At 72.3% G+C, this 18,899-nt stretch carries 16 protein-coding genes; 8 read left to right on the top strand and 8 right to left on the bottom strand.

Annotated elements, in window-relative coordinates; translation table 11 throughout:
• Positions 1-31: 31 nt before the first annotated feature.
• From MFF01_RS19745 to MFF01_RS19770, 6 genes are all read right to left on the bottom strand, one after another.
• On the bottom strand, positions 32-1,093 hold the full coding sequence (locus tag MFF01_RS19745) for a DNA polymerase III subunit delta' (protein WP_238227954.1): 1,062 nt from the start codon (positions 1,091-1,093) through the stop codon (positions 32-34).
• Positions 1,083-1,757 carry a dTMP kinase gene (tmk, locus tag MFF01_RS19750; protein ID WP_238227956.1) on the bottom strand — a complete coding sequence of 225 codons (675 nt, stop codon included), beginning with the start codon at positions 1,755-1,757 and terminating at the stop codon, positions 1,083-1,085. Before tmk ends, MFF01_RS19745 begins: the two co-directional genes overlap by 11 nt.
• On the bottom strand, positions 1,754-2,953 hold the full coding sequence (locus tag MFF01_RS19755) for a D-alanyl-D-alanine carboxypeptidase family protein (protein WP_238227957.1): 1,200 nt from the start codon (positions 2,951-2,953) through the stop codon (positions 1,754-1,756). The genes tmk and MFF01_RS19755 overlap by 4 nt, the downstream gene beginning before the upstream one ends.
• A gap of 140 nt (positions 2,954-3,093) precedes the next feature.
• A complete protein-coding gene (locus MFF01_RS19760; RefSeq protein ID WP_238227959.1) occupies positions 3,094-4,518 on the bottom strand; it encodes a septal ring lytic transglycosylase RlpA family protein in 1,425 nt (474 codons plus the stop codon).
• Between the two features lie 256 nt (positions 4,519-4,774).
• The gene (locus tag MFF01_RS19765; RefSeq protein ID WP_238227960.1) at positions 4,775-5,101 is read right to left on the bottom strand and encodes a ribbon-helix-helix domain-containing protein; all 327 of its coding nucleotides are present in this window, start codon (positions 5,099-5,101) and stop codon (positions 4,775-4,777) included.
• The gene (locus MFF01_RS19770) at positions 5,085-5,723 is read right to left on the bottom strand and encodes a division plane positioning ATPase MipZ (protein ID WP_091973379.1); all 639 of its coding nucleotides are present in this window, start codon (positions 5,721-5,723) and stop codon (positions 5,085-5,087) included. Before MFF01_RS19770 ends, MFF01_RS19765 begins: the two co-directional genes overlap by 17 nt.
• Before the next feature lie 340 nt (positions 5,724-6,063).
• Here MFF01_RS19770 and MFF01_RS19775 point away from each other — a divergent pair, with 340 nt between their 5' ends.
• On the top strand, positions 6,064-6,630 hold the full coding sequence (locus tag MFF01_RS19775; protein WP_238227961.1) for a hypothetical protein: 567 nt from the start codon (positions 6,064-6,066) through the stop codon (positions 6,628-6,630).
• Positions 6,631-6,639: 9 nt separating this feature from the next.
• On the opposite strand, the gene MFF01_RS19780 is transcribed toward MFF01_RS19775, so the two are convergent.
• Entirely contained in the window at positions 6,640-7,911 is a 1,272-nt protein-coding gene (locus tag MFF01_RS19780; RefSeq protein ID WP_238227962.1) for a hypothetical protein, read from the bottom strand.
• A gap of 238 nt (positions 7,912-8,149) precedes the next feature.
• Positions 8,150-8,902: a precorrin-6A synthase (deacetylating) gene (gene cobF / locus MFF01_RS19785; RefSeq protein ID WP_238227963.1), complete on the bottom strand. Its 753-nt coding sequence runs from the start codon at positions 8,900-8,902 to the stop codon at positions 8,150-8,152.
• 99 nt (positions 8,903-9,001) lie between these two features.
• On the opposite strand from cobF, the gene MFF01_RS19790 reads away from it, so the two are divergent.
• The 7 genes from MFF01_RS19790 (at position 9,002) to MFF01_RS19820 (ending at position 18,795) form a co-directional block, all read left to right on the top strand.
• Complete coding sequence (locus MFF01_RS19790) at positions 9,002-9,400, top strand: hypothetical protein (protein WP_238227964.1); 399 nt, start codon at positions 9,002-9,004, stop codon at positions 9,398-9,400.
• Between the two features lie 82 nt (positions 9,401-9,482).
• Positions 9,483-11,183, top strand: coding sequence for an efflux RND transporter periplasmic adaptor subunit (locus MFF01_RS19795; protein WP_238227965.1), 1,701 nt, complete (start codon positions 9,483-9,485; stop codon positions 11,181-11,183).
• Between the two features lie 215 nt (positions 11,184-11,398).
• A complete protein-coding gene (locus MFF01_RS19800) occupies positions 11,399-14,527 on the top strand; it encodes an efflux RND transporter permease subunit (protein WP_238227966.1) in 3,129 nt (1,042 codons plus the stop codon).
• A 15-nt stretch (positions 14,528-14,542) separates the two neighbouring features.
• On the top strand, positions 14,543-14,944 hold the full coding sequence (gene copM / locus MFF01_RS19805) for a CopM family metallochaperone (protein WP_238227967.1): 402 nt from the start codon (positions 14,543-14,545) through the stop codon (positions 14,942-14,944).
• Between the two features lie 70 nt (positions 14,945-15,014).
• Positions 15,015-15,533 carry a (2Fe-2S)-binding protein gene (locus MFF01_RS19810; RefSeq protein WP_238227968.1) on the top strand — a complete coding sequence of 173 codons (519 nt, stop codon included), beginning with the start codon at positions 15,015-15,017 and terminating at the stop codon, positions 15,531-15,533.
• Positions 15,530-16,561 (top strand): FAD binding domain-containing protein, encoded by a 1,032-nt coding sequence (locus MFF01_RS19815; RefSeq protein WP_238227969.1) that lies wholly within the window; start codon positions 15,530-15,532, stop codon positions 16,559-16,561. Before MFF01_RS19810 ends, MFF01_RS19815 begins: the two co-directional genes overlap by 4 nt.
• 2 nt (positions 16,562-16,563) lie before the next feature.
• Positions 16,564-18,795: a xanthine dehydrogenase family protein molybdopterin-binding subunit gene (locus tag MFF01_RS19820; RefSeq protein WP_238227970.1), complete on the top strand. Its 2,232-nt coding sequence runs from the start codon at positions 16,564-16,566 to the stop codon at positions 18,793-18,795.
• Positions 18,796-18,899: the final 104 nt, after the last annotated feature.

An 18,899-nucleotide genomic window follows, 5' to 3' on the forward strand; every position in this document is an offset into this window, starting at 1 on the left:
CGGGACGGATCGTCGTGAGGGTCCGTCCGGTTCAGGCCGCGCGCACGGCGCCGGCGAGGTCTCCGAACAGGGACAGGACCAGCGGCCGGCGGTCGAGATTGTAGGTCGCGGCCTCCCGCGCGGCACGGGCGATCTTGTCACATACCTCGACCAGGGCCGCAAGGCGGGCCGGATCCTCGTGGGCCCGCCGGTCGAGTTCGGCCGAGACGAACCGGAACACCGTGTCGAGGCTGGCAGCGAACAGCTCGTCGGCGTCGCGGCCCGAGAGTTTCTCCGCGAGCGCCAGGATGCGGCGCCAGTCCGGGTGGTCGAGGCGGGCGAGCAGAGTCTCGACCTCCGCGACCAAGTTAGCGGTGGCGGGCTCGAGCATCGCCAGCGCCTGCGCCACGGAGCCCTCCGCCAGGGCGGCGGCCCGGGCCAGGGCCTCGGCCTCGGGCTGGACGAAGGGCGGAGGGAAGCCCGTCACCACGCGGGCGACCTCGGCCTCGGAGAGCGGCCGCAGGGTCAGCGCCCGGCAGCGCGAGCGGATCGTCGGCAGCAGCCGCCCCGGCGCGTGGCTGACGATGAGGAACAGGCAGCGGGGCGGGGGCTCCTCCACCATCTTCAGGAGGGCGTTGGCGCTGTTGGCGTTGAGGTCCTCGGCGCTGTCGACGATGCAGATGCGGTAGCCGGCCGCGCCCCCGGTGGAGCCGAACAGCGCGAGGGCACCGCGGGCGGCGTCCACGGAGATCTTCGTCGCCAGGGTTTTCGCGGTGGGCGGCCGGGTGCGGCGCAGGGCGACGAGGTTCGGGTGCGACAGGGCCGCGACCTGGCGCGCCGCCGGATGCCCCGGATCGACGGCGAGGGTATTCGGCGAGGGGCCGAGCTCGGGATTGGCGATGAGCCAGCGGGCCATGCGGTAGGCCAGCGTCGCCTTGCCGATGCCGCGCGGGCCGCCGATGAGCCAGGCGTGATGCAGGCGCCCCGACGCGATCCCGTCCAGGAAAGCAGCCTCGGCCTGCGCGTGGCCGACGAGGCCCGCCTGCTCGCGGGGGCGGGGGATGTGGGGCAGGTCGCCCGCTTCGACGTCCTCGGGCAGGCGTTCAGGCCGCATCGCCGGACGCCTCCCCGAGAAGGGCCGGCAACCGCGCCGCGACGGCGGCGCGGATCGCCGCCTCCACGGCGTCCGGTTCGGCGCTCGCATCGATGAGGGCGCACCGCTCCGGCTCGGCAGCCGCGATGGCGCGAAAGGCATCGCGCAGGCGCGTGTGGAACGCGAGGGCCTCGGCCTCGAAGCGGTCGGGGCCCGCATCCCCACGCCCCGCGGCGCGGGCGAGGCCCAAGGAAGGGTCGAGGTCGAGGATGAGGGTGAGGTCGGGGCGCGTCTCGCCGACGACGACCCGCTCCAGGCTCGTCACGAGGGCGGGATCGAGGCCGCCGGCCGCGCCCTGGTAGGCCCGGGTCGAATCCGCGAACCGGTCGCACAACACCGTCTCGCCCCGGGCGAGGGCCGGACGGATGAGGGTATCGAGGTGGTCGATGCGGGCGGCGGAGAACAGCAGGGCCTCGGCGAAGGCGCCGTGCGGCTTGGCGACGCCCGAGAGCAGGGCGGCGCGGATCGCCTCGGCCTTCGGCGAGCCGCCGGGCTCGCGCGTCACCACCACGGGGCGGCCGCTGCCGGTCCGCAGGCGCGCGGCGAGGCGCTGGACCTGGGTGGATTTCCCAGCCCCCTCCCCGCCCTCGAAGGTGATGAACGCCCCGGCCGCCGGCTCCCTCACGATTTGGCGCCGACCTTCTCGAAGGCGCGGCGGAACAGGCCGGTGCCGACTTCCAGGGCCGCGTCGAGGGCGCGCTGGGTGATCGAACCCGCCGGTACGGACGCCCCGGCGTAGAGCGGCTGATCCAGGGCCTGGGTGTCGCCCCGCATGATCCGCAGGCGGCCAACGGCCTGCCCTTCCTCCACGGGCGCCACCAGCGGGCCATCATAGACCGCCTTGGCGGTGATCCGGTCGCCGGTGCCGCGCGGCAGGAGTACCCGCACGGGCTTCTTCGCCACGAGGGGCACGCTCCCTTGCGCGCCGCCGTAGACCGAGGCCTCCGCCACCGTCTCGCCGGCCGTGAACACCTGGCGCGCCTCGAAGGCCCGGAACCCCCATTCCACGAGCTTGCGGGATTCCGACGCCCGGTCGCGCGCGGTCTTCAGGCCGCTCACCACCATGATGAGGCGCTGGCCGTTCTGCACGGCCGAGCCCGTGAGGCCATAGCCGGATTCCTCGAGGTATCCGGTCTTCAGGCCGTCGGCACCGATGTCGAGGCCGAGGAGCGGATTGCGATTCTGCTGCTTGATCTTGTTCCAGGTGAATTCACGCTCGGAGAAGATCTTGTACAGGTCAGGATAGGTCTCGATGAGGTGGAGCGCGAGCTTGGCGAGATCGCGGGCGGTCACCTTCTGGTCGGGCGCCGCGTAGCCGGTGGCATTGCGGAAGGTCGAGCGCGTGAGGCCGATCTCCTTGGCCCTCGCCGTCATCATCCGGCCGAAATTCTCCTCCGAGCCGGCGATGCCCTCCCCGATGGCGATGGCGGCGTCGTTGCCCGACTGGACGATGAGCCCGCGCAGGAGATCGGACAGCTTGATGCGGCTGTTGAGCTGGGCGAACATCGACGAGCCGCCGCCCCCCGCCCCGCCCCGGCGCCAGGCGTCCTCGGTGATTTGAAATTCCGAGTCCATGGTGAGCCGGCCCTGCCGGATCTCGTTGAACACGATCTCGGTGGTCATCAGCTTGGCCATGCTGGCCGGGGAAAACAGGTCGTCGGCGCCCTTCTCGAACAGCACCGAGCCGGAATCGGCGTCGATGAGGATCGCGTGCGGGGCCGCCGTCTGGAAGCTCTGGGCACGGGCCCCGCCCCAGGCGGACAGGACGAGAACCCCGCAGACCAGGGCCGTCCGGGTCGCGTCGAGAATCGTCGCGCGCATCACTCGCCTCACACCAATCCGACCGGGATCGCCCGGCTCCCGCCGCCGCTCAAGCGTGACGATACAGGGATTTCGGGGGGAGATCGAACCCAAATACGCTGCGCTGCACCGTATCGCGTCGCGCGGGCGGCTTCAGGCTCTCACCGCGCTTCTGCGACCCGCGCACGGGTCGGCTTGGCCGTGCCGGCGACGGCCTTGCCGGCGCCGACCTTGCCGGATGGGACCTTCTCGACGGCGACCTTGCCGACCGGGGCCTTCGCAGCGGCGAGTTTCACGGGCGGCGCGGGTGCCCGAGCGGTCACGACGGCTTTGACGGGCGCCGTCGGCCGGGCGGCGACAGGTGCTGCGGCGAGCCCCTTGGGAACCGCCCCCTTGCCGGGACCGGCCGTCCCGGCGGATGCCACGGCCCGCGCGGCAACCGCGACGGGCACCGGGGCGCCGGCCTTGCCGTGTCCCTTGTTGGAGTCCTTGCCCTGGTCCCTGCCGGGCATCGCGGGGGGCGCCCAGGCGGCCGCCGTGCGGGTCAGGGGTTGCGCCGTGGCCCGCATCCGGCCGCCGGTCCGCTGGGCGCCGTCCGATTCGTGGGTCGTCGGCCGCGCGGGCACGGAGCTGGCGGATGCGACGCGGATCGGCGCGACGGGCTTGAAGGCGGTCTCGCGCGCGGCGGTGGGCTGCAGGGCGGCGGGCACGGCGACGCCGGCGGCCCGCGCCATGAGGACCGGGGCGGGTCGCGCCGGGCGGACGGTCTCGGCCTCCTCCCGCGCCTCCTCGCTGGCCGGCTTGAACGCCAGGGCCGAGCGGCCTCGGGTCAGGCGCTCGCCAGCCGAAGGCTCGGGGGTCGCGGATTCGCGCGCAGCGGGTTCGGCGGCGTCGGGACCGAGATCGGCAAGCATCACCGGGGATCGGGTCCCGATGGCGGCGGGCAGGCCGTCCGTGCGCAGGGTGGCGAGGAGCTTGCTGTCGTCGCTGCCGGCGGTGGAGGCCTTGCCGACATACTCGACCCGCACGCGGGAGGTGCCGCTGCGGTGGAATTCGAGGGCCTGGGCCACCTCCTCCGACACGTCCATGACGCGGTCGGCGTGATACGGCCCGCGATCGTTCACCCGCACGATCATGGAGCGGTGATTGGCCAGATTCGTGACGCGGGCGTAGCTCGGCAGGGGCAGGGTCGGGTGCGCGGCGGCGATGGAGTGGCGGTCGAACACCTCGCCGTTGGCCGTCATGCGGCCGTGGAAGGCCGCACCGTACCAGGAGGCCAGGCCCTCGCGGACGTAGCCCTTCGCGTTCTCGCGCGGCACGTAGGTGCGCCCGGCCACCACGTAGGGCTTGCCCGAGAAGCGCCGGCCGCCGCCCTTCGGGATCACGTCGCCCTCGTTGTAGAGGCGCGGACTCGCCTTGACCCCGTATTTCGGATCGACGCCCGAGCCAGACGGTCCGGCGAGGGTCTGCTGCGGGTTCTGGGCACAGTTGGCGGTGACGAGGGCCACGGCGCAGATTCCGAGGACCCGCCACGCCGTGCCGGCCTGCAAACCGGGCATCAGGCCGGCCTTCGTCGAACGCGTCATCCGGATGATCCGCCCCGCCGCCTCCCGCACGCACACACACCCGCGACCGAGGACGGCGAGGTCCGCCGGGTGCCCGGAACGGCGCAGATCGGCGCCGCCTCGGGACACTCAGGTTTGTCGCGTCTGCGTAAACGAAGGCTGAATGAGATGGACGGGACCGTTCGTGAGCGCGGCCCAATCGGGGGCTACGGAACCGCCCCGCAGGCCGCGCGCGCCGGAGCCCCGGACGGCCGAACGACGCGCGGTGCGTCCGGCGTCAGCGGGAATCGTCGTCCGTCAGCTGCCGGATGGAGCGGGCGCCGCGCTGCTTGAACAGCAGATCGAGGGCTTCGAGCATGAGGCCGTGCATCTTGGCCCGCTCGGTATGGGCGAGGTCGCGCAGCTGATCGTAGACCGGCGGCTCGAGATAGACCGACATCTGACGCGCCCGCTCCTTGAGGGTGGCGCTCGGCCGGGGGCGGGGGGTTCCGACGTCGAGCTGGACGATCTCGGCGGTGGGGAGGGGGCGCCCCGTGGTGGCCGAGGCCGCGACGATGGAGGCCAGGCTCGGCCTGGAAAGACCCGGTTTAGGCGGCTTTGACATGCTTGGAGACCTGCATCCGCTTCTCGATCCAGGTCCAGAGCTTGCGCACCTCGCCCGCCGCCTGCCCCTTCGGATTGAACTCGGTGACGCCCTGGCCGACGCCGATGGCGTCCTGATGGTCCGTGCGGGCGACGATGTTGACGTCGGGCAGGATGCCGAGCACCGCGAGACCATCCGCGGCGTCGCGGATGCGGTAGGACCGGGGCGGAGTCTGGTTCAGGACGAAGGCGAACTTCTTCTCGAGCCGATAGACGGCGGCCAGCGTCGGCTTGAAGGCGCGCAGGTCAGCGGGCGTCGGCCGGCACGGAATGATGCAGAGGTCCGCCGCGCGGATCGCCGAGAGGGTGCCGGCGGAATCGACGCCCGGCGTGTCGATGAACACGTAATCGTAGGACGACTCGCGCAGCTGGGCCATCACCGCGTCGATCTGCGTGGCGTCGATCTGGGCGACCTCGGGGCCGTCGGCGGTGCGGTGGTCGAGCCAGTCCGAGATCGTGGCCTGACGGTCCATCTCGAGGATGCAGACGGAGAGGCCGCGCTCCTGGGCGGCGACGGCGAGCGAGATGCACAGGGTGCTCTTGCCGCTGCCCCCCTTCTGCGTGACGAACGTGATGGCCTTCATCCTGACGCCCCTTCCCGGCTCGCGATTCGTCCTGGCTTCCAAGGCACCGGCGGCGCCGGGCTGTCCTGTGACGCAAGGATGACCTGCTTGGTTTCGCCGATCGTGGTTAATCAACCGTTAAGCGACCGGATCCCGCGCCTTCCTCCAGGGGCAAAAGGCGCCTGCGCCAACATAATCTGAGGTTGCCTTTTGAAAGGAAAAACGCAACCGCCCCCTTCTCCAGGCGCCGCTTTCGCCCTAGCCTGGGACCAGACCGAGAAGATGCCCCCGATGGCATGCCAACCTCAGGTAATCACACCCCTCGACGGCCGGTCCCGGTCCGTCCCGCCCCAGGAGGATCATGTCCCGGCTCACGCTCGCGGCGGATGGCGACGACATGCAGGCGGCCCTGGCCGCCTCCGGGGTGGTCGGCCTGTGGACCTACGACATCCGGGCCGACCGTGTCGTACTTTCGGGGGAGCTCGCGCAAGAGTTGGGTCTGGATCCGGCACGCACGGCGTCCGGCCTGCCCCTGGAGGGCCTCCTCGACGGGATCCACTGCGAGGATCGCGCCCGGGTGGAGAACGTTCTCCACGCCGCCATCGTGGGCGCCACCCCGTTGGACGTGGCCTTCCGCACGGCGCGGGGAGGACGCACCCTGTCCCTGCGCGGCCGGATCGAGTGCGACGGGACGGGACAGCCCCGACACGGGCGCGGCATCGCCCTCGACCTCACTCATGAGGGGGGCCTCGACCGGCCGGCCCAGCACGCGGTGAACCGCATGGCCGAGCACGCCATCGCTCTGCACGGCCTCGTCGGCCACCTGCATCACCCCGCCCTCGCCCGCCTCCTCGACGGCCTCATGCGGGAGATCGGCCACGAACTCGCCCGTCACCTCCAGGGGACGACGGGCGAGCGGCGGCATTAGACATTTGCCTCAGGGCAGGGCGGAGGCCGCGTGGACGGGGGGCGCCGCCCGTTGCACCAGGGCCCGGACGGACAGGGCCGCCTCCGCCGAGGGTTTGGCCAGGGCGCGCGCATAGGCATGGATCTCGGCCTGGCAGCCGCGCCCGTGCACCGGCCCGGGGGTGAGCTCGCCCACGCTGAACGACCCGGCCCGCGCCGCAAGGGCCGTCGCTGCGTCGCCCAGCGCCTCCGAGGCCTCGACGAGGTCGGCCCCCGCCCCGATCCGCCCGCAGAGGGCGCGATCCGAATCGCGGACCGTCAGCATGGCCCGCAGGAGGACGCGCCCGGCGGCCAGAGCCGTGGCGTCGTTGGCCCGGCTCAGGGTCCTGGCGATCTCCATGGCGGCACGGCGGCGCAAGCCATCGACGTTCTCGGCCTCCGAGCGGCCGGCGCGGTAGGCCTGCGCGTACCAGGCCGCCAGGTCCTCGATCGGAGGGGCGCTCCCCGCGACGGCGGAGGTCTCCAGGATCGGCAGGATACGCAGAACCGCCGCCCGCGCTCCGGCCGGGCTCGGGTCGTCGTCGAGGGTCGAATCGGGCAACTGCCCGGTATCGACGGTCTCGGTCACGGCGCGGGCGGCGACAAGCCGGTGCGCGTCGGGCACCCACAAATCGTCCGAGGCCGTCGCCAGGGCCTGCGTCACGAAGGCTGGATCGAGGCCGGCCGCGAGGTAGGCCGCCCGCTCGGGCACGCCGTCCACCTGTACGACCCGACCCGATGGACCGACCTCGTAGGGAGCGTGGAAGCCGAGGCGCCCGCCTTCCACGAGGAAGCGCCGGGTGCCACGCACGAAGGCCAGGGTGCAGGCCGAGACGCAGTAATCGGGCACGTAGGTGGCGAGCCCCCGGGCCACGACGAGGTCGCCGATGGCCTGCCCCTCCTCCACGAGGCCGCCTTCGCTGGTGAGGTGAAGGCGCTCCACCTGGGGGTTGGCGGCGAGGAGGCGCCGCAGGCGCTCCGCCGTCCCCTCCCCCAGCTCACCGGCAAGGCGGATGTCGCGGCCGTGGGGGCCGAGGGCGACGCGAGCGGGCCCGGCGGGCGCATCCGGTGCCGGGCGCTCCTCCGACGGCTCGTGCACAGGCTCTTGCAGGGGCTCCGGCCAACGCGCGGACAGGGACGCGATGGCCGCGCCATCGCTGGGCCGGTCGAGACAGGCGAGGGCGGCGCCGAGAACGAGGCAGGCGCCGATCACCCGCCCGAGGCGCGTCCCACCCCATCCCGCCGTTCCCGCACGTACCGCCATGGGCCCCGCCCTCCGCGCATCGCCTCGATGCGCCCGGCCGATGATCGCCCCTGCTCGACCGCCGGAACATCCCCCGCCGACGAGGGAAACCGCCGCGGCGGCCGGCGCGCCGGCCCGGACAGACGGTTGCGCCTGCCGGCGCGGCTCCGAATGGATCGATTTGCCCTGGCGGGCCGGGGACGGGCGATTTCGTTCCGAAGACCGGGCGACTATGTCGCAGGGCGCCGCGTCGGGCACGTCAGGGCGCGCGCAGCAGATACGTGTCCATGATCCAGCCGTGGCGGGCGCGGGCCTCCGTCCGGGTCCGGCCGATGGCCTCGGCGACGTCGCCGAGGCGCCCGGACAGGACGATCTCGTCGGGCGTCCCAAGATAGGCGCCCCAGTAGATCGTCAGGTCCGGGTCGAGATGGTCGAAGCGCGGATGGCCGTCGAGCATCACCACCGTGGTGTCGGCGTCCGGCGGCAATCCGTCGGCGATCTGCCGGCCCGTGGTGATGTGGATGGGCGCGCCGATACGGTTGAGGGCGATGCGGTGGCTGGCGGCCAGGGCCTGGACGCTGCTGATGCCCGGAATCACGTCGTAGGTGAAGGGCACGCGGGCGCGCGCCACGATGCGCTCGATGATCCGCAGGGTGCTGTCGTAGAGGGCGGGATCACCCCAGACGAGGAAGGCGCCGCATTCGTCGGGGCCGAGTTCGCCCTCGATCATCGCCTCGTACAGGATGGCGCGGGCGGCGTGCCAGGCCTCCACCGTCGCCCCGTAATCGGACGGGTTGCGGTCGCGCTCGGGGTCCCGCGCCTCGACGAAGCGGTAGGGCCGCTCGGTGATGTAGCGTTCGCAGATCGCGTGGCGCAGGGCCACGAGGCTGGCCTTCTCCCCGCCCTTGTCGAGGACGAACACCACGTCGACGGTGTTGAGGGCGCGGATGGCCTGCACGGTGACGTGCTCGGGGTTGCCGGCCCCGATGCCGATGACGCGGATGGTTCGCACCGTTTGGAGTCCTTGGGGATCGCCGGAAGGTCGAGCCCGGATTAAGCGAGAACGCCCCGTCTGTCGCCCGCCCGTCATCCGTGCTAGGAGATGAGCGGCATGACCTGCGCGCGCACCATGGTATTCTGGCTCATGGCGGTGATCGTTCTGATCGTCGTCGGCGTCATGCCGTCCGGTGCGGAGGCCCATGCGGGCCACGCCCGGCATGGTGCGGCCGATGCCGTGCGCGTCCTCGTCGTGGTCGACACCACTCTCCGCGCCCCGGCGCTCGCCTCGCCCGCTCGGTCCAGTGTGGAGACGCGCCTGACCCGTACGTGCGACGGGACGTGCTGCCACATCCCGGGAACGCCCTGCTGCACGGGTGCTGCTCTGGCACCGAACGCCCAGGCCGCCCTGCCCCGCCGCCCGGCCGGTGCCCGCGCCCTCGCGCGCGCCCTCCCGGCCCGGACGGACGTCGTGCCGGAAGCCCTGCCCAAACCGCCCAGATCCGCCGCCTGACGCTGTCGCGCGTCCCCGCCGAGCCGCCCCCGCGCGCGGTTCGCCGGAACGCATTCCTGCTTCGTCGGCGAAAGACCGTTCCATGTCCCTCGTTCCCGCGGCCGCCCTGCGCGTGCTCGCCCTTGCGTGCCCCATCCTTTTCGTCGGCTCCGTTCACGCACACGAAGGCCACGACCACGGCGCCGAGCCCCCGCCTGCGCCGGTGGCGGCGGCGCCCCGCGCCGAGGCCGTCTCGCAGCGGTTCGAACTCGTGGCCGTGGTCGCGGGCGGCGACCTCGTCCTGTACCTCGACGGCTTCACCACCAACGTGCCCGTCACCGGCGCCGGCATCGCCGTGTCCATGGCGGGCCAGCCACGCCGCAAAGCCGTCGAGACGGCGCCCGGCACCTACCGCCTCCCCCTCCCCTGGCCGGCGGGGAGCACCCACAACGATCTCATGGTGGGGGTCAGCGCGGGGGGCGCCACGGACGTCCTGAGCCTCGACCTCGATCTGCCCGAGGGCAACCCGGACGCGGCGCCCGCCGCCACGGCGAGCACGGGCGAGGCGAACCCGACGCTGGCCGAACGCCTGGCGCGCCAGAATCCGCTGGCCACGGCGGCCGGCGGCTTCCTCCTCGGACTCGCCGCCGTCGTCTCCCTACGCGGACGCCGGACGGCGGCGATGGCCCTCGCGCTGCTCGCCGTCACCGCAACGCTGGTGTTCAGCGGCACCGCCCTCGCGCACGAGGGCCACGAGAGCGGCGGCAACGCCGCCGTGACCCTGCCCGCCGCCCTCGCGCCCGGTGCCCCCGAGCGCGCGCGCCGCCTGCCCGACGGCTCGGTGTTCGTGCCCAAATCCCTGCAGCGGCTGCTGGCGCTCCGCACCGATCTCACGGCCACGGGCAGCGTCGCCCGCGTCACGGAACTGCCCGGCCGGATCATCGCCGACCCGAACGCCAGCGGCGTGGTGCAATCCTCCGTCGGCGGCCGCCTCGCGCCGCCCGCCGGCGGTTTTCCCCGCCTCGGCACCCGGGTGCGACGCGGCGACGTGCTCGCCACGGTGACGCCGCCGGTCCAGGCCGTGGACGTCTCCGACATGCGCCAGCGCCAGGGCGAACTCGACCAGCAGATCGCCATCCTGGTGCGCCGGGTCGGCCGCTTCGAGCGCCTGTCCACCACGGGAGCCGTGGCCCAGACCCAGCTCGACGACGCCCGCTCGGAACTCGACGGCCTCAGGGACCGCCGCGCCGCCCTCGACGCCATCCGGCGCGAGCCCGAGGCCCTGATGGCCCCCGTGGACGGGGTCGTGGCCGAGACGGCGGCCGTCGCCGGCGCCATGGCGGCCCCCGGCACCGTCGTCTACCGCATCGTGGATCCGGGCAAGCTCTGGGTCGAGGCCTTGAGCTTTTCGGCCCTCGCCGAGGGCAGCGCCGCGACGGCACGTCTCGGCGACGGCACGAGCCTGACCCTCGCCTATCGCGGCGCCGGACTCGCCGACCGCAACCAGGCCGTCCCGGTTCAGTTCGCCGTCGTCGGAGACGCCGGCGCCCTGCGCCTCGGCCAGTTCGTGACGGTGCTGGCCCCGACGGGCGGCGCGCGCCAGGGCCTGCCCCTGCCGCGCGGCGGCCTCGTGCGCACGGAGGGCGGCAGCCTTGTCTACGAGCACGTCAGCGCCGAGCGCTTCGTCGCCCACGCCGTGCGGGCCGAGGCCCTCGACGCCGACCGGGTGGTGGTATCCGACGGACTGGCGCCCGGCCGCCGCGTCGTCGTCCAGGGCGCCGAACTCTTGGACCAGATCCGCTAGCCCGACCGCGACGGTCGCGATGGGATGCGGTCTTAGCGCGGGTCCCCTCTCCTGGAAGGAGAGGGACAGGGTGAGGTGTGGGACCTTTCCGGAGAGCACACACACCTCACCCCAGCCCTCTCCTTTCAGGAGAGGGAGCCGGTTGCGACCGACCGATCCCAGGCGATCGAACGAAATCCCCACGATCGAACCCATGCCCCGAGAGGCAACCTGAGATGTTCGAAGCCATCGTCGCGCAATCCCTGCGCAACCGCCTCCTCGTGCTGGCGCTGGCCGCTGCCCTGGTCCTCACCGGCGTGCTGGCCCTCACCCGCCTGCCCGTCGACGTGCTGCCCGACCTCAACCGCCCCACCGTGACGGTGATGACGGAGGCCGAGGGGCTCGCGCCGACCGAGGTCGAGCAACGCGTCACCTACCCCATCGAGACGCGGATGAACGGCCTGCCCGGCGTCACCCGCGTGCGTTCGGTCTCGGGAATCGGCCTGTCCATCGTCACCGTCGAGTTCGAATGGTCGGCCGACCTGTTCCGCGCCCGCCAGTTCGTGGCCGAGCGCCTGGCGCTCGCCCGCACCGAATTGCCCGCGACCGTCATGCCCCAGATGGGACCGGTCTCCTCGATCATGGGCGGCATCCTCCTCGTCGCCGTGACGGGCGAGACGGCCACCGCCATGCAGCTACGCGAGGCCGCCGACTTCACGATCCGGCCGCGCCTGCTGTCGATTCCCGGCGTCGCCCAGGTGATCCCCATCGGCGGCGAAGTGCGCCAGTTCCGGGTCGCCCCCAACCCCGCCGCCATGCGGGCGCTCGGCGTCACCCACGACGCCCTGGCGCGTGCGCTCGAAGGCTTCGGCTCCAATGCCGGCGGCGGCTTCACCGATGCCGGGGCCCGCGAGGTGCTGATCCGGGCGGTGGGCCGCACCACCCGCCTGGAGGACCTGAGCGGCCTCGTGGTGCCGACGCCCGGCGGCCCGGTCTACCTGCGGCAGGTGGCGGACGTCGCCTTCGCGCCCCGGCCGAAGCGCGGCGACGGCGGCTACATGGGGAAACCCGCCGTCATCGTCTCCGTGGAGAAGCAGCCCGGCATCGACACCGTGCGGCTGACGAAGACCGTGGAGGCGGCGCTGGCAGAACTCGCCCCGGCCCTGCCCAAGGGCATCACGGCCGAAAAAATCCTGTTCCGGCAGGCGGACTTCATCGAGACATCGCTCCGCAACGTCGTCACGGTGCTCCTCGAGGCCGTGGCCGTGGTGGCCGTGGTGCTGTTCGCATTCCTGATGAACGCGCGCACCACGCTCATCTCGCTCACCGCGATTCCCGTCTCGATCCTCGCCACGGCGGCAATCTTTTCCGCGCTCGGCCTGTCCATCAACACCATGACGCTGGGCGGCCTCGCCATCGCCATCGGCGAACTCGTGGACGACGCCGTGGTGGATGTGGAGAACATCCTGCGGCGCCTGCGCGAGAACCGGCACGCGGGCGCCCCGCGCTCGTCCTTCGCCGTGATCGTCGCGGCCTCGAACGAGGTCCGGTCCGGCATCGTCTACGCCACCGCCATCATCTGCCTCGTCTTCGTGCCGCTGTTCGCGCTCACCGGCATCGAGGGCCGGCTGTTCGCGCCGCTGGGCCAAGCCTACATCATCGCCATCCTGTCGAGCCTTGTCGTCTCTCTCACGCTGACACCCGCCCTCGCCTCCTGGCTGCTGCCCGGCTTACGCAGCCTGGAGGCGCCGGAGGGCCGGCTGATCCGCTGGCTCAAGGCCGGCAACGCGCACCTCGTCGGCTTCGCGTTCGGGCATCAGCGGCTCGTGATGATGGGTGCCGTCCTCGGTGTCGGTCTCGCGGCCTACGGCGCCGCCGGCCTGCCGCGCGCGTTCCTGCCGCCGTTCAACGAGGGCTCGTTCACCGTCAACCTCGCCTTCACGCCGGGCATTTCGCTGGCCGAATCGAGCCGGATCGGCGCCATCGCGGAGGGGCTCGTCATGGATATCCCGGAGGTGGACCGCGTCGGGCGCCGCACGGGCCGGGCCGAACTCGACGAGCACGCCGAGGGCGTCCACTCCTCCGACCTCGAGATCGGGCTCAGGCCCGGCGGGCGGCCGCGCGAACGCATCGTTGCCGACATCCGGGCGCGCCTCGGGGTGCTGCCGGTCTCGGTCAATGTCGGCCAGCCGATTTCGCACCGCCTCGACCACATGCTGTCGGGCGTGCGCGCCGAGATCGCCGTGAAGCTGTTCGGCGAGGATCTCGATACCGTGCGCCGCACCGCCGAGGAGCTGAAAGCGGAGTTCGAAACAATCCCCGGCGTTGCCGATCTTGCCATCGAGAAGCAGGTGCGCATCCCGCAGCTCGATGTCCGCGTCGACGGCGGTCGCGCCGCCCTCTACGGCATCGCCCCCAATGCCGTGGTGGAGGCCGTGAGCCGCCTCGCCAACGGCCGCGTGGTCTCGACCCTGGTGGACGGCCTGCGCCGCTTCGACGTGACCGTGCGCCTGCCCGAATCCGGCCGCTCGGTCACGGCCCTGCGCGATCTTCTCATCGAGACGCCCACGGGCTGGGTGCCCGCGCACGCCCTCGCCGACATCACCGAGCGCGACGGCCCCAACCAGATCCTTCGCGAGAACGGGCGCCGGCGCCTCGTCATCCAGGCCAACACCGAGCCGGGTGCGGACGGTTCGGCCGTGGCCGGCCAGATCGCGAAACTCCTGGCCCGGACGAAACTGCCCGAGGGCGTGAGTGCCAATCTCGAAGGCGCGTATCAGGCGCAAGGGGAGGCGACGCGGACCATCGGGCTCCTCAGCCTCGTGTCCCTCGCCCTCGTCTTCGCCCTCCTGGCGAGCCGCTACCGTTCGGGGGTGCTCGCCCTCATCGTCATGGGCAACGTGCCGCTCGCCCTCATCGGCAGCGTCGTGGCCCTCACCGTCGCGGGGCTTCCCCTGTCGGTGGCCTCGATGATCGGCTTCGTGACCCTCACCGGCATCGTCGCCCGCAACGGCATCCTGAAGATCAGTCACGCCCTCAATCTCGGGCTGACCGAGGGCCTTCCCTTCGGCCCGGCCCTGGTGCTGCGGGCGAGCCAGGAGCGCCTCGTACCGGTGCTGATGACGGCGCTCGCCGCCGGCATCGCCCTGGTGCCGCTGCTGATCGACGGCACGGCGCCCGGCAAGGAGATCCTCCACCCCGTCGCCGTCACGATCTTCGGCGGCCTGTTCAGCGCGACGCTGCTGGACGCCGTACTGACCCCGATCCTGCTCCTGCGCTTCGGCGGCCCGGCCTTCGCCCGGCTCGCCGCCCCGCCGGAGCCGGCCTCCTCGCCCACCGGGGCGCCAAGCCCCGCCCTGTTCTGACCCCGGAGTTCTTCGATGATCCTCAAGACCACCCTCGCCGCCGCCCTCGTCCTCCTCGCCCACGGCGCGGTCGCCGCCCCCGACCACGACCACGACCACGATCATCCGGGCCACGACCATGCCGGCCACGACCACCTGGCCCCTCAGAAGGGCGCCGAGGCCCCTTCCACCCGCGCCTTCCGCGAGGCCAACATGCGCATGCACGGCGACATGGAGATCGCCTATTCGGGCGACGTCGACCGCGACTTCGCCGCCGGCATGATCCCGCACCACCAGGGCGCCATCGCCATGGCGAAGGTGGCGCTACAGTATTCGAAGGACCCGGAAGTGCGGGCGCTCGCCGAGCGCATCGTCACGGCGCAGGATTCCGAGATCGCCCAGATGCAGGCGATTCTGACGCGCAAGGGAGCGAAGTAGGCGGCTGGTCGTCCCCCGCGCTGGCCCTATCTGGAGACGTTCCAGACAAGCCGCGCGGAGCCGCCCGAGCATGAGCTTTCCCATCACGCTGACCGTGAACGGCGTGTCCCGCAGCCTCGTCCTCGAGGATGCGCGGGTCACCCTCCTCGATGCCCTGCGCGAGCGCCTCGACCTCACCGGGTCGAAGAAGGGGTGCGACCGGGGCCAGTGCGGTGCCTGCACGGTCCTCCTCGACGGGGTGCGGATCAATGCCTGCCTGGCGTTGGCCGTGAGCCACGACGGCGCGTCCATCACCACCATCGAGGGCCTGGCGGACGGGGACGTGCTCCATCCCGTCCAGGCCGCCTTCGTCGCTCACGACGGCTATCAGTGCGGCTTCTGCACGCCCGGCCAGATCATGAGCGCCGTCGGCCTCATCCGGGAGGGCCAGGCGGGCGACGATCCCGAGCGGGTGCGCGAGGGCATGAGCGGGAATCTCTGCCGCTGCGGCGCCTATGCCGGCATCACCGAGGCCGTGCTGGCGGCCCAGGCGGCGATGAACGCCCCCGACGTCCTGCCCGGTGGCAACCTCAGCGAGGATGCGGCATGAACCGCTTCGATTACGTCCGGGCCGGCAGCGTCGCCGAGGCGGTGGCGGCCCACGGCGCCGGGGCCGCGTATCTCGCCTCCGGCACCAACCTCCTCGACCTCATGAAGGGCGGCGTGACCCGCCCCGAGCGCCTCATCGACATCTCGCGCATCGCCGGCCTTGATGCCGTCGAGACCCTGCCGGATGGCAGCGTCCGCATCGGTGCCCTGGTGCGCAACGCGACGCTGGCGCACGATCCGGCCTTCGCCAGAACCTATCCGGCCGTGGCCGAGGCCCTGCTGTCGGGCGCCTCGGCGCAGCTGCGCAACGCCGCCACCACCGCCGGTAACGTCCTCCAGCGCACCCGCTGCCAGTACTTTTACGACACGGCGAGCGCCTGCAACAAACGCGAGCCCGGCGCCGGGTGCGAGGCCATCGGCGGGGCGACGCGCACCCACGCGGTGCTGGGCTGGAGCGAGGCCTGCATCGCCACCCACCCATCCGATTTCTGCGTGCCGCTGGCTGCCCTCGGTGCAACCGTGGAGATCGAGGGCCCGGCCGGGCGCCGCGAGATCCCCCTGGCGGATTTCCACCGCCTGCCCGGCGACACCCCTGAGCGCGAGACCGAACTGGCGCCGGGCGAATTGATCGTGGCCGTCCGCCTCCCGCCGGACGCGAAGGCCTTCGCGGCCCATTCGCGCTACCTCAAGGTCCGCGAGCGCACCTCCTACGCCTTCGCCCTGGTCTCGGCGGCGGTGGGCCTCACCCTCGACGGCGACCGCATCGGGCAGGCCCGCATCGCGCTCGGCAGCGTCGCCCTGAAGCCCTGGCGGGCGCGGGAGGCGGAGAATCTGCTGACCGGGCAAAGCCCGAGCCCCGACCTGTTCGCGAAGGCCGCCGACGCGGCGCTGGCCGGAGCGAGACCGTCCGGCGACAACGCCGCCAAGATCGAACTCGCCCGCCGCATCGTCGTGCGGGCGCTCACCCTGGCGCAGGCCGGCACTCCGGCCCGCCTCCCCGCCTTGCCCGCCAGCCCCTTCGGAGCCTGACCATGAGCGAGCGCATGCGCCACGGCGCGTCCATCGGCCAGCCCCTCACCCGGCGCGACGGCCCCGCCAAGGTCACGGGCGCGGCCCGCTACAGCGCCGACTTCAAGCCGGACGGAATGCTCCATGCCGTCATGGCGGTGAGCACCATCGCGCGCGGCCGGGTCACCCATCTCGACGTGGCGGCGGCGAAAGCTCATCCCGGCGTCGTCGAAGTCATGACGCCGCAGAACGCGCCGGCGCTGGCCAAATCCCCGGACGAGAAGGACAATCCCTTCACCTTCCGCCTCGACCTCCTGCAGAATGCGGGGGTGCGCTACGCCAACCAACCCATCGCGGTGGTGATCGCCGAGACCCTGGAGGCCGCCACCGAAGGCGCCGCCCTGCTCAACCCCGGCTACGAAGCCGAGACGCCGGGCGTGGAACTGGGCGGAGGCGAGGTCTTCACGCCCGACAGTGTCGGGGCCGGCTCGCCGACGCAGGAAGGATCGGGCGACGTCGCCGCCGGGCTCGCCGCCGCCGACACCCGTCTCGACGTCACCTACGAGACGGCGGCGCAGTATCACAACGCGCTGGAACCCCACACCAGCGTGGCCGCCTGGGACGGCGACCGCCTGACCCTGCAGACGCCGACCCAGGCCCTGTGGATCGCCAAGGGGCGCATCGCCGAACTGTTCGGGATTCCGCCGGAGAATATCCACATCGTCAGTCACTATCTCGGCGGCGGCTTCGGCTCGAAGGGCTTCCTCGCCGCGCCGCAGATCCTCGGGATCATGGCGGCGAAACTCGTGGGCCGGCCGGTGAAGCTCGTGACCCGGCGCGAGCAGATGTTCGGCCCCGTCGGTCACCGTGCCGCGACCCGCCAGACCCTCAAGCTCGGTGCCAAGGCCGATGGCGGCCTCACGGCGCTGGATCACCACACCCTGACCCTGACGAGCCGGCACGACGAGTTCGTGGAAGCCTGCGGCCTCATCGCCCGCCACCTCTACGCGGCCGACGCCATCGCGACGACGCATGCCGTCTCCCGCGCCGATATCGGCACGCCCCTGTTCATGCGGGCACCCGGCGAGGCTCCGGGCAGCGTCGCGGTGGAATCGGCCCTCGACGAACTCGCCCTGAAGCTCGACATGGATCCCCTGGACCTGCGCCTCAGGAACTACGCCGAGGTCGAGCCGATCACCCACCGGCCGTTCTCGTCGAAGGCCCTGCGCGAGTGCTACGCGCAAGGCGCGGAGCGGTTCGGCTGGGCCAAGCGCCCGAAGCAGCCGCGCCAGATGCGCGACGAGACCGGTCTCCTCGTCGGCTGGGGCATGGGCACGGCCACGTATCCCGCCGGGATGATGCAGGGCGAGGCCCGCGCCACGATCCGGGCCGACGGCACGGCTTTGGTCGAGACCGCCGCTCAGGACATGGGCCAGGGCGCCTGGACGGTGCTCGCCCAGATCGCCGCCGACGGCCTCGGTCTCGGCCTCGACGCCGTGGACCTGCGCATCGGCGAGTCTGACCTGCCGAACGGTGGCCTCGCCGGCGGCTCCACCGGCACGGCCACTTCCGGCAGCGCCGTCCACGCGGCGACGCAAGCGGCCCTCGCCGAACTCGAGACGCTCGCGGTGAACGACCGCGCCTCGCCCCTCTACGGCGCCGGCAATGCCGGCACGGTGGCGGAGGGCGGGCGCCTCGCCCGCCGCGACGACCCGACCCGCGCGGAGAGTTTTTCGGACATCCTCGCCCGCGCCGGCAAGGCGTCCGTCGAGGCCAAGGGCACGGGGGCGGGCGAACCCGCCTCGCGAAAAGCCTACGCCATGCACGCGCACGGGGCGGTCTATGCCGAGGTGAAGGTCGATCCCGATTTCGGGCAGATTCGCGTAACGCGGCTGGTAGGCGCCTTCGCCGCCGGGCGCATCGTCAACCCGCGCCTCGTGCGCAGCCAGTATTACGGCGGCATGATCTGGGGCGTGTCGCTGGCGCTCCACGAGCACGCGGTGCTCGACACGCGCTCCGGCCGGGTGATGAACGGCAATCTCGCCGAGTACCACGTGCCAGTGAACGCCGACGTGCCGTCCCTGGAAGCGATCCTGGTGGAGGAGCACGATCCCCACGTGAACCCGCTGGGGATCAAGGGGGTCGGCGAGATCGGCATCACCGGTACGGCCGGCGCCATCGCCAACGCCGTTTGGCATGCCACGGGGGTGCGCGTGCGCGACTTCCCCATCACCCTCGACAAACTGCTGGGTTGAGGACAGGCTCGGGTTACGCCCTCCACGGGTTGGCGGACGCGAACCTGTTGAAAGGGTGGCCGGCGACCTATCTCCCGGTCTCTCCAACATGACGACGGCAGGAA

It is taken from the genome of Methylobacterium adhaesivum (assembly GCF_022179065.1).
In the GTDB taxonomy this organism is placed as follows: domain Bacteria; phylum Pseudomonadota; class Alphaproteobacteria; order Rhizobiales; family Beijerinckiaceae; genus Methylobacterium; species Methylobacterium adhaesivum.

Bases quoted from the DNA above. Each gene is read 5' to 3' on its own strand.
- MFF01_RS19745 (WP_238227954.1), bottom strand. From the start codon at position 1,093: ATGCGGCCTGAACGCCTGCCCGAGGACGTCGAAGCGGGCGACCTGCCC.
- MFF01_RS19755 (WP_238227957.1), bottom strand. From the start codon at position 2,953: ATGCGCGCGACGATTCTCGACGCGACCCGGACGGCCCTGGTCTGCGGG.
- MFF01_RS19760 (WP_238227959.1), bottom strand. From the start codon at position 4,518: ATGACGCGTTCGACGAAGGCCGGCCTGATGCCCGGTTTGCAGGCCGGC.
- MFF01_RS19765 (WP_238227960.1), bottom strand. From the start codon at position 5,101: ATGTCAAAGCCGCCTAAACCGGGTCTTTCCAGGCCGAGCCTGGCCTCC.
- MFF01_RS19770 (WP_091973379.1), bottom strand. From the start codon at position 5,723: ATGAAGGCCATCACGTTCGTCACGCAGAAGGGGGGCAGCGGCAAGAGC.
- MFF01_RS19775 (WP_238227961.1), top strand. From the start codon at position 6,064: ATGTCCCGGCTCACGCTCGCGGCGGATGGCGACGACATGCAGGCGGCC.
- MFF01_RS19780 (WP_238227962.1), bottom strand. From the start codon at position 7,911: ATGGCGGTACGTGCGGGAACGGCGGGATGGGGTGGGACGCGCCTCGGG.
- MFF01_RS19790 (WP_238227964.1), top strand. From the start codon at position 9,002: ATGACCTGCGCGCGCACCATGGTATTCTGGCTCATGGCGGTGATCGTT.
- MFF01_RS19795 (WP_238227965.1), top strand. From the start codon at position 9,483: ATGTCCCTCGTTCCCGCGGCCGCCCTGCGCGTGCTCGCCCTTGCGTGC.
- MFF01_RS19800 (WP_238227966.1), top strand. From the start codon at position 11,399: ATGTTCGAAGCCATCGTCGCGCAATCCCTGCGCAACCGCCTCCTCGTG.
- copM (WP_238227967.1), top strand. From the start codon at position 14,543: ATGATCCTCAAGACCACCCTCGCCGCCGCCCTCGTCCTCCTCGCCCAC.
- MFF01_RS19810 (WP_238227968.1), top strand. From the start codon at position 15,015: ATGAGCTTTCCCATCACGCTGACCGTGAACGGCGTGTCCCGCAGCCTC.
- MFF01_RS19815 (WP_238227969.1), top strand. From the start codon at position 15,530: ATGAACCGCTTCGATTACGTCCGGGCCGGCAGCGTCGCCGAGGCGGTG.
- MFF01_RS19820 (WP_238227970.1), top strand. From the start codon at position 16,564: ATGAGCGAGCGCATGCGCCACGGCGCGTCCATCGGCCAGCCCCTCACC.